Here is a 6,126-nt window from a genome sequence, read left to right as displayed (position 1 = left end):
TACTATCACTAGCTGCGTAATAAATGGCATTTGACATCAGGTTGGCAAACAGCCGTTGCAATAAGCCTTCATCACCTAATACTCTTTCGAACTTACCTGATTTCTCAAAAGTTATCCCTCGATCTTCTGCAATCATTTCATAGTAATCAACGAGCTTTGTGATTAAGCTGTCTGTATCCACGTGACTGATTTGCGAGTCACTTAATCCTTTTTGGGTTTTTGCCAGTAGCAGCATATTGTTAATCATGGCGGATAACTGCTCTAACGTATCATGCTGATGATGTAGCTGCTCGATATATTCGTCGCCTTCTCTTGGCTTAGTTAACATGACCTGCGTTTGTGTACTCAGCGTCGCTATTGGCGTACGTAGCTCATGGGCAATATTGTCTGAAAACCGAGACAAAGACTCAAAGTTACTTTCAAGCTTGACCATCATTGAATTGTAAGATTCTGCTAGTGGCCTCAGTTCTAACGGCATATCGTCAACCGCAACTCTTTCGTCTAACCTTTGGAGGTTTATGCCTTTCATTTTTTGTACGATAGTGGACAAAGGCGCAAACCCCCAATACACACTTAATGCCGCTACTGAAACCAACAACAAGGTGATGGCTGTGAGTATCAAGCTCAGCTGGCGATTAAACTGGATAAGATATTGATGATGCACATTGGTAGGTAGGGCGATAAACGCCAAAATCTCTTGATTTGGAATAATAATGGCTCGGTAATGCCTATTGTTTATCTTGATCATAAACTGCTGATCGTGATGTTCCTGCCATAGTGATAACAAGCTAAAATCGGCTGGCAAACTATGAATGAAATTACTGGGGTCACTGGATAATAACTTACCTTTTTTATCTGCTACTAAGGTTTTTAAATCATAATCCAGCCAAGAGGAATGCAAGTGATTGTCATCAATGAGTGATTGGGACTTTGACACTGTGAATGGTTCTATGGGCTCGTTAACACTAACCATGCGTTTACGCAGATTAAAAGCTGCATGGGTGATAATCTCTGAGTCCATTTGCTCAAAGTGTCCACTCACAGAGCGCTGCACCCACGCATAGATGATGACCTGAGAGATAATAACGAAGACTGTCAATAAGGAAATCGTTCGCCATAGCAGTGACCAGCGCCGGTTTCTGAGTGTATGGTTCATGCTATTTAGAATCGTCTCCGTCCGCATCAATTTGGACCTCAGTAGCCAGCGCCTCTAAGCGATAGCCCATTCCACGCACAGTATGAATGAGCTTTGCCTCATGACCATCGTCTATTTTTATACGCAGACGCCTTATCGCCACATCAATCACATTGGTATCGTTATCAAAATTCACATCCCATACTTGGGAGGCGATCACGGTGCGTGGTAGCACTTCACCTCGGCGCTCTAATAAAAACTGTAGTAAGGAAAATTCTTTTGCCGTGAGCTTAATAGGCTTGCCGCCTCTATGTACAGTGCGCTTGGCAATATCCATCTTGAGATCCGCTATTTGCAGAATCGTACTTTGATAATCGGCTTGATTGGCGCGTCGTAATAGACTTTTTATTCTGACTATCAGTTCTGCAAACGCAAAAGGTTTGGTCAAATAATCATCACCCCCAATCTCAATCCCTTTTATTTTATCGCTTAAGTCATCTTTTGCCGTTAGAAAGAGTACAGGCGTTTGCTTACCCGCTGCTCGGTAATTGCGAACCAGCTCAAAGCCGCTAACATCAGGCAGCATCACATCCATTAGGATCACGCTAAACTCTTCTGTCATCAATGCATGATAGCCATCTAGACCGGTTAGGTGATGATCAACAATAAATCCAGCTTCGGTTAAGCCTTTTTTTATATACTCGCCTAGTTTCAACTCATCTTCTACCAGTAGTATTTTCATAGTAACCCCTCAACACGATTATGATTATTTGACATCCTAATCAATATAGATGACAAAAACGTTTTGTAACTGACAAAAATGTCATGTGCTCGTAATCAGATTGTCAGTCTTCTTTTGCTAATCTATATGAATGAAACATAGTTGCTCGTTCCTAATATCTAGCTACTACGAATTATTTTCACAGGTAATCAATTTAAACGCCTAATAACTTACAAAAGAGGTTTTATATGAAAATTCACGGTTCATTCAAAAAAGTAGTATTGCTATCGGTATCTGTACTTATAGGTATTACTACTGCTAATGCGCATACTACTGATCTAAGTACTTCAATCATCAATAACTGCGACGCTGTTACTGACTTTGCAAAAAACTTGGATCATAACGATGCTCAGCTTTCTAGCGCCCAAATGAAAAGCTATATCGATGCTAGAGTGGCTTGTGAGATTGAACACAAAGATCAACATCTACAGTCTGAAAAATACTTTATTAACAAATATGGTAGCGATAAGTAATATCAGCTCTGATGTCATACTAAAGGATTGATGACAATATTAAAAACCATAAATAGCAAGATGACAGAATTGTAATCTTGCTGTCATCTCTCTGTCAGAATCAATAAAGTATGCTTTAAAGTAACTTAATATTTTAAAGTTTTTCGACTTCATACCAAATAAAATAAGGATTTACCATGTCACTATTCAAATCAATACCACTGTCTAAATCAATCGTAGCAACTGCTATAGCCTTAGTTGTTTCAACATCTGCTTTGGCACATGACCCAAAAATGCATGCTGAAAAAGATCAGATGAATTGTGAAAAAATGGAAAAGCACATGCAAATGATGGGCAAAATGGATCATAGTAAAATGGATATGAAGGATCCTGCTATGAAAGCTATGATGACCAACATGGGAAAAATGAAAGCGATGTACCAAAAGCACTGTGTTACTAGTAAAAGTGATTCTTAGACATTGATCGTAGAAATTCAATATTATTGTTAGATGGTTTTGTCGAGCAGTAATTGGGTATTAACAAAAATGGATTTTTAGGACAAACCTATGAAGTTTTTACTAGGAATACTGCTTACTGTTTTTGTCGCTATTGTGGGCATTTTTATTGTGGTGACCAGTGGCGTGATAAATATCGGTGCTGATCAAGCCCATAGTCCGCTGGTTTACAATTTTTTAGAAACGGCACGTACGCGTTCAATAGCAAATGCTAGTAAGGACATTGCGGTTCCAAACCTAGAAAAGACAGAAATGATCAGCTCGGGCGGGGCAGACTATAAAGATATGTGTGCAGGCTGTCACTTATCTCCTGGGGTAGAAAGTACTGATTTTAGTGCAAGTTTATATCCAAAGCCGCCCAATTTTACCAATACTGAATTGGTGGAACGCTATAAAACAGATGCCGGTGCTCAGCAAGCCTTTTGGGCCATTAAACACGGTATTATGGCATCAGGTATGCCCGCATGGGGCGCTTCGCACGATGATGATAGAATGTGGGCAATGGTCGCTTTTATCAGATCGTTACCTGAATTGAATGAAAACCAGTACACCATGCTAACCACTAGGATAGACGATGATATGTTGGGCATGTCATTTGATGGTGAGATGGATATGTCAGGTGATGGATCCGGAATGCAACATTGATTTTTCGTAAAAGATGCAGTGCTTAATAGTGCTGCCTTTTGCGATTTGAGTTTTAAGCTTTACCAGTACTACTTTGGTCAGTGTTACGGCTTTAATTTTTATAAATGTGATCGTCAGATAGACGCTCAGGAGTGGTTTTATGAGACGCTATACCAATAGATTTATTAATGAACATAATCTGATATCTGGCCGTGTGCTCTCAGCGATTGTGGTATTGCCATTATCGTTAACGATAGCCGCTTGTAGTCAACCTAACGCGACTACTGCTGACTCAAAACCAGCGACTGAGCCAACTACCGCTACGCAAAAAACCGCGCTAATAGAGCAACCACAAGCCGAAATAATACCTGTCAGTGCTCATTCAGATACCCAATCAACTATTTTGCGAAATGTGTCAGCCACCGTCTATAAAGATGCCAATTGTGGTTGCTGTAAAGAGTGGGTCGGCCACGCAGAAGACAATGGGTTAAGCGCAGCTACCCATGATGTTGCCGACGTGTCTTTGTTTAAAGATCGTTATGGCGTACCACAGCAAATGCGCTCTTGCCATACTACCGTTACTACCGATGGCTTTGTCTTTGAAGGCCATGTCCCTGCCAAATATATGGCACAGTTTCTAAAGAATCCGCCAAGTGATGCGATTGGCCTTGCCGTACCTGGCATGCCAGTTGGTAGCCCTGGTATGGAATATCAAGATAAATTTATGCCGTATAAAGTGATGCAGCTTAACAAAGACGGCTCAACAGCCATTTATGCAACCATTGACTCACCGCAGCAGCAAATCTAGTTTGATTAAAGCATTACATAGCTCATTCTGTTCTATTAATGAGCCAACAGTTATATGAACTCAACTCCCATTTCACGGATTAAGTTAGGTAAATTATTATGAACAAGAATATGTTCAATCGCAGGCGCTTCTTAACAGGGTCTTCTACTTTGTTAGGGGCATCCATGCTATCTACGCTGCCGTCTATTGCCAATAGTGCGCTAGGAAAAGGTCAACAAAACGTAGCCGTCAACAGTGATAAAGCTGACCATATCGTACCCATTCTAACCGGTACAGAGTTTGACCTGTATGTCAGCAAGAAGCCCGTTACTGTCAATGGCAAGTCGAGTATGGCAACCCTCATCAATGACTCACTGCCAGCGCCAACGCTAAAGATGCAAGAAGGCGATACCGTGACCATCCGTGTCCATAACCAGATGAATGAGTCGACCTCTATTCACTGGCATGGCTTGCTCGTCCCATTTGAAATGGATGGTGTGCCAGGTATCAGCTTTGATGGTATTCCTGCGAAGAGTACCTTTACCTATAAATTCAAACTCATTCAATCAGGTACATATTGGTATCACTCCCATACTGGCTTTCAAGAGCAAACTGGAATGCGCGGGGCTATCGTCATTGAGCCTAAAGGCCGCGAACGCTATCCAGTCGCCGAAGATCACGTGATTTTATTGAGTGATTGGACACACCGCGATCCGCATAACTTGCTAAAGCTATTAAAGCAGCGCGCTGACTTTGATAACTACCATTTGCCAGATTTTAAAAAGCTATTGTCTGATATTGCCGCAACAGATCTAGAAGCCGCTTATGACAAGCGCAAAATGTGGAATAAGATGCGCATGATGCCGACGGATTTCACCGATCTGTCTGGTGAGAAGACATTCACTTACCTTATGAATGGTAAAACTACCGCAGCCAATTGGACACAGCTAGTGAAAGCGGGACAGCCCGTCAAACTACGCTTTATCAATGGCTCAGCACAGACGATATTCGATGTGCGTATACCGGGTCTGGAAATGACCGTCGTCTCAACGGATGGCAATGATGTCGCGCCCGTTGCGATTGATGACTTCCGTATTGGGGTGGCTGAGACTTATGATGTCATCGTCACGCCGACCAAAGATGCACATACCATATTTGCCCAAAACATTGATCGTTCAGGCTATGTCGCGACCACGCTTGCGACCAAAAAAGGCGCTCGTGCTGCAATACCTGCTATGGATAAGATCGAATGGCTGACCATGGCTGATATGATGGGGGCTATGGGTGACAAAGGCTACAAAGCACGGCATGCTAAGACCGAGTACGACTTTAAATCTGATATGCGCGTCGACAGTCCACGTATGAACCTCGATGATCCTGGTATTAACCTGCGTGATATTAATAGAAAGGTTTTGACTTATGATCAATTGCGCTCCGTGGATGAGCAAGTATTGGCAGAGCAGCGCAAGCCTACTAGAGAGATCGAATTACATTTGACTGGCAATATGGAACGCTATATCTGGGCGCTAGATGGTGTCATGTTTAAGGATGCAACGCCTGTTAATATTAAACCTAACGAGCGTGTACGCATTACCTTAGTCAATGACACCATGATGAATCACCCTATGCACTTACATGGTATGTGGAGTGATTTGCGAACCCCATCTGGAGACTTTCAGGTACGTAAACATACGATTGTGGTTCAGCCAGCGCAAAAGATTAGCTTCGACGTGACGGGTGAAGTTGGACGATGGGCGTGGCATTGCCACCTGCTTTATCACATGGAAGCCGGTATGTTCAGAGAAGTTGCCGTCGTTTAACAAACCTTCGAA

Annotated in this window: 7 protein-coding genes; 5 read left to right on the top strand and 2 right to left on the bottom strand. The window is 42.3% G+C overall.

From position 1 onward, the window contains the following. Together ACTQ9T_RS13470 and ACTQ9T_RS13465 are read right to left on the bottom strand one after the other, a co-directional pair. Positions 1-1,156: histidine kinase dimerization/phospho-acceptor domain-containing protein (locus ACTQ9T_RS13470; protein WP_440465375.1), on the bottom strand; the 1,156-nt coding region annotated here is incomplete at its 3' end. 1 nt (position 1,157) lies between these two features. Then, positions 1,158-1,877 carry a heavy metal response regulator transcription factor gene (locus tag ACTQ9T_RS13465; RefSeq protein WP_439266722.1) on the bottom strand — a complete coding sequence of 240 codons (720 nt, stop codon included), beginning with the start codon at positions 1,875-1,877 and terminating at the stop codon, positions 1,158-1,160. Positions 1,878-2,104: 227 nt separating this feature from the next. Here ACTQ9T_RS13465 and ACTQ9T_RS13460 point away from each other — a divergent pair, with 227 nt between their 5' ends. The 5 genes from ACTQ9T_RS13460 (at position 2,105) to ACTQ9T_RS13440 (ending at position 6,114) form a co-directional block, all read left to right on the top strand. After that, entirely contained in the window at positions 2,105-2,389 is a 285-nt protein-coding gene (locus tag ACTQ9T_RS13460) for a hypothetical protein (RefSeq protein ID WP_102093213.1), read from the top strand. 176 nt (positions 2,390-2,565) lie between these two features. Next, positions 2,566-2,844 carry a hypothetical protein gene (locus tag ACTQ9T_RS13455; RefSeq protein WP_197102714.1) on the top strand — a complete coding sequence of 93 codons (279 nt, stop codon included), beginning with the start codon at positions 2,566-2,568 and terminating at the stop codon, positions 2,842-2,844. A 90-nt stretch (positions 2,845-2,934) separates the two neighbouring features. After that, complete coding sequence (locus ACTQ9T_RS13450; RefSeq protein WP_197102716.1) at positions 2,935-3,528, top strand: c-type cytochrome; 594 nt, start codon at positions 2,935-2,937, stop codon at positions 3,526-3,528. 139 nt (positions 3,529-3,667) lie between these two features. Further along, on the top strand, positions 3,668-4,315 hold the full coding sequence (locus tag ACTQ9T_RS13445; RefSeq protein ID WP_420230156.1) for a DUF411 domain-containing protein: 648 nt from the start codon (positions 3,668-3,670) through the stop codon (positions 4,313-4,315). A gap of 98 nt (positions 4,316-4,413) precedes the next feature. After that, entirely contained in the window at positions 4,414-6,114 is a 1,701-nt protein-coding gene (locus ACTQ9T_RS13440; RefSeq protein ID WP_420230157.1) for a copper resistance system multicopper oxidase, read from the top strand. Positions 6,115-6,126: the final 12 nt, after the last annotated feature.

Source organism: Psychrobacter sp. ASPA161_6 (assembly GCF_051970285.1).
Taxonomy (GTDB): domain Bacteria; phylum Pseudomonadota; class Gammaproteobacteria; order Pseudomonadales; family Moraxellaceae; genus Psychrobacter; species Psychrobacter glaciei.
Note: the sequence above shows the minus strand (reverse complement) of the source record. Positions and strands in the feature narration are given on the sequence as shown.

What these genes read in the sequence shown, in the direction of transcription:
- ACTQ9T_RS13450 (WP_197102716.1), top strand. Translation starts at nt 2,935, where the DNA reads ATGAAGTTTTTACTAGGAATACTGCTTACTGTTTTTGTCGCTATTGTG.
- ACTQ9T_RS13445 (WP_420230156.1), top strand. Translation starts at nt 3,668, where the DNA reads ATGAGACGCTATACCAATAGATTTATTAATGAACATAATCTGATATCT.
- ACTQ9T_RS13455 (WP_197102714.1), top strand. Translation starts at nt 2,566, where the DNA reads ATGTCACTATTCAAATCAATACCACTGTCTAAATCAATCGTAGCAACT.
- ACTQ9T_RS13440 (WP_420230157.1), top strand. Translation starts at nt 4,414, where the DNA reads ATGAACAAGAATATGTTCAATCGCAGGCGCTTCTTAACAGGGTCTTCT.
- ACTQ9T_RS13460 (WP_102093213.1), top strand. Translation starts at nt 2,105, where the DNA reads ATGAAAATTCACGGTTCATTCAAAAAAGTAGTATTGCTATCGGTATCT.
- ACTQ9T_RS13465 (WP_439266722.1), bottom strand. Translation starts at nt 1,877, where the DNA reads ATGAAAATACTACTGGTAGAAGATGAGTTGAAACTAGGCGAGTATATA.